Source organism: Inquilinus sp. OTU3971, assembly GCF_038440215.1.
Window position 1 is genome coordinate 1 of record NZ_JASATH010000387.1, and the last position, 2323, is coordinate 2323.

Here is a 2323-nt window from a genome sequence, read left to right on the forward strand (position 1 = left end):
CCCCCCCCCCCCCCCTGGGGGGCGGCCGTTTTTGCTGTTCCCGGACCTCAGATGAAGAAAGGGGCGCCCCGAAGGACGCCCCAATCTCCCGATGGGATCTTTTAAAGACCGTCTTAGTTCAGGACGATCTCGACGCGGCGGTTCTGCGGCTCGCGCACACCGTCGGCGGTCGGGACCAGCGGATCGGACTCGCCGACGCCGCGGGTGACGATCAGGCTGTCGGCAACGCCGTCCGCGACCAGCTCGCGGCGGACCGACTCGGCGCGACGCACCGACAGGGCCTGGTTGTACCGGTCCGAACCCGAACGGTCGGTGTGGCCGGTGACGTCGATGCGGGTGGTCTTGCCCTGGAGGGCGTCAGCCGCGGCCGAGGCCACGATCTGCTTGGCTTCCGGGGTCAGACGCGAGCTGTCGAAGTCGAAGAACACCAGGTAGCTGCGGGCCTGCACCGTCTCGACCACCGGCTCCGGGGCCGGGGCCGGGGCGAAGGTGTAGCGAACGCCGAGCAGAACGGTGTGGTTGTTGCTGCTGTCGTACTTCAGCTTGAGGCCCTGGTCGCTGAAGGTCGGCTCGGTGTTGCCGAGGTAGCGATACTCAAGGTTGAAGGCGATGTTCGGCTGGAAGTTGTACGACACACCGGCGATGCCCTGATAGGCGAACTGGGTGTTGAAGTCGTTGAACTTGTTGCCGTTGGCCTTCAGCTCGGAGTCGAGCATGGCAACGCCGACACCGGCGCCGATGTACGGCACGAACGGCGAGCCGAAATCGAAGTCGTAGTAGCCATTGGCCATGATGCCGATGGTGCGGAAGTGACCGTTCTTGGCGAAGGTGTTGCCGCCGATCTTGGCTTCCTTGACATCGTTGGTGCGCAGGCTGACTTCAGCGTCCGCACGGAACGAACCCCAGTCGTAACCGAGGTAGATATTGCCGGCCGGGCCGACATCGTATTCGGACTTGCCGTCGACGTTGGCGCCCTTGACTTCCCAGCTGTCATTCTGGCGGATGTTGACGCCAGCACCGGCACCGACATAGAGACCGGTGGCCTGATACTCCTGCGCCATCGCCGGAGCCGCAACGAGCAGGGCGGCCGCACCGACGGCGTACATCAAGTTCTTCTTCATATCCAATACCTCGCTGATCACGGTTCAACCGAGGTCTCGTCCCCCGCTTCCTTCAAGGGCTGCGACCAGACCGCTCCCTTTGGATGTACGATGGTCGGGCGTAGACCGCAATTGAAATGGACCTTGCTGTTGCGAATTTCGCGCAGTGTTGCAGCGATGCACCACCGTCCCGCATGGCCATTCCCGACCGGGGTAACCGATTGTTCGGATTTTGGAAACCGAAAAGCAGCCGGCTTCCGCGGGGCGGCGCGAATGCAACAAGGCCGCAACTTTCCCGGTATCGGGCGGCATTTCACAGAATCTAGAAATTTATGAACAAATCCAAGCAATTGGCCTGGAATTTGTGGCCGGATCGTCACTCCGGCCTCGTCGCCGGGACCGCCTGACGGATTCGCGCCTGCCATGGCCCCGGAGAGACCGTCCGAGTCCGGTGAATCACCTGATCCTCAGCGCAGCCGGTCCCGCACCAGCCGGGCGATGCCGCCGGCGCGCTGCTCGGCGGCGGCCAGCAGCCGGTCGCGGCTGTCGGCATAGACCTGGCGGCGGGCGGCGTCGTCGAGGCCGCGCAGATTGACGTCGACGGCGGTGAGCACCGCCTCGACCGCCCCCCGCAGCATCGCGGCACCGGCGCCGACATCGCTGATGATCTGGGTCGCCGCCAGCGTGGCAGCCTGGTTGGCGAGGTCGATCCCCTCCAGCGCGGTCTCGGCCGCGTTCAGCGGTATCTCGGTGGCCGCGATCGTCGCTTCGCGCAGCGCGTCGCGGCGCGCCGCCTTTTCCTCCTCGGTCGCCTTCGGCAGCTTCAGCGCCGCCATATAGGCGTCGAACACGGCGATGTCGGCGTCGGCATGGGCCGACAGCTCGGCGATCAGCCGTTCGCCCGACAGGATCAGCGTGTCCAGGAAGGCCCGGTCAGGCGCCTTGTTGGCGGTGATGCGCAGCGCCATCACCACGAGGCCGAGGCCGAGCGTCGCCGACACCATCGCCGCCGAACCGCCACCGGGGGTCGGCGAATCGCTGGCCAGCGTGTCGCGGAAGGTGGCCAGCGGCCAGCGCCACAGGCTGTCTTCGGTCTCTGTCATCACACTCTCCCGGCGCGGCGCTGCAGCTGCACCGCCTGCAGCAGGTTGCTGAAGATCAGGGTCGCGGTCAGCGGCCCCCCCCCCCCCCGCCCCCGCGGGAGTGCCGCCACCCTGGGGCGG

2 protein-coding genes are annotated in these 2323 nt (G+C 66.3%); both read right to left on the reverse strand.

Annotated elements, in window-relative coordinates; genetic code table 11:
- Positions 1-113: 113 nt before the first annotated feature.
- Positions 114-1142: an OmpA family protein gene (locus AAHM41_RS39940; protein WP_342242207.1), complete on the reverse strand. Its 1029-nt coding sequence runs from the start codon at positions 1140-1142 to the stop codon at positions 114-116.
- A 425-nt stretch (positions 1143-1567) separates the two neighbouring features.
- Positions 1568-2203: a cyclodeaminase/cyclohydrolase family protein gene (locus AAHM41_RS39945; RefSeq protein WP_342242208.1), complete on the reverse strand. Its 636-nt coding sequence runs from the start codon at positions 2201-2203 to the stop codon at positions 1568-1570.
- Positions 2204-2323 lie beyond the last annotated feature (120 nt).

Excerpts from the sequence above, each read along its gene's own strand:
- AAHM41_RS39945 (WP_342242208.1), bottom strand. The coding sequence starts at position 2,203 with ATGACAGAGACCGAAGACAGCCTGTGGCGCTGGCCGCTGGCCACCTTC.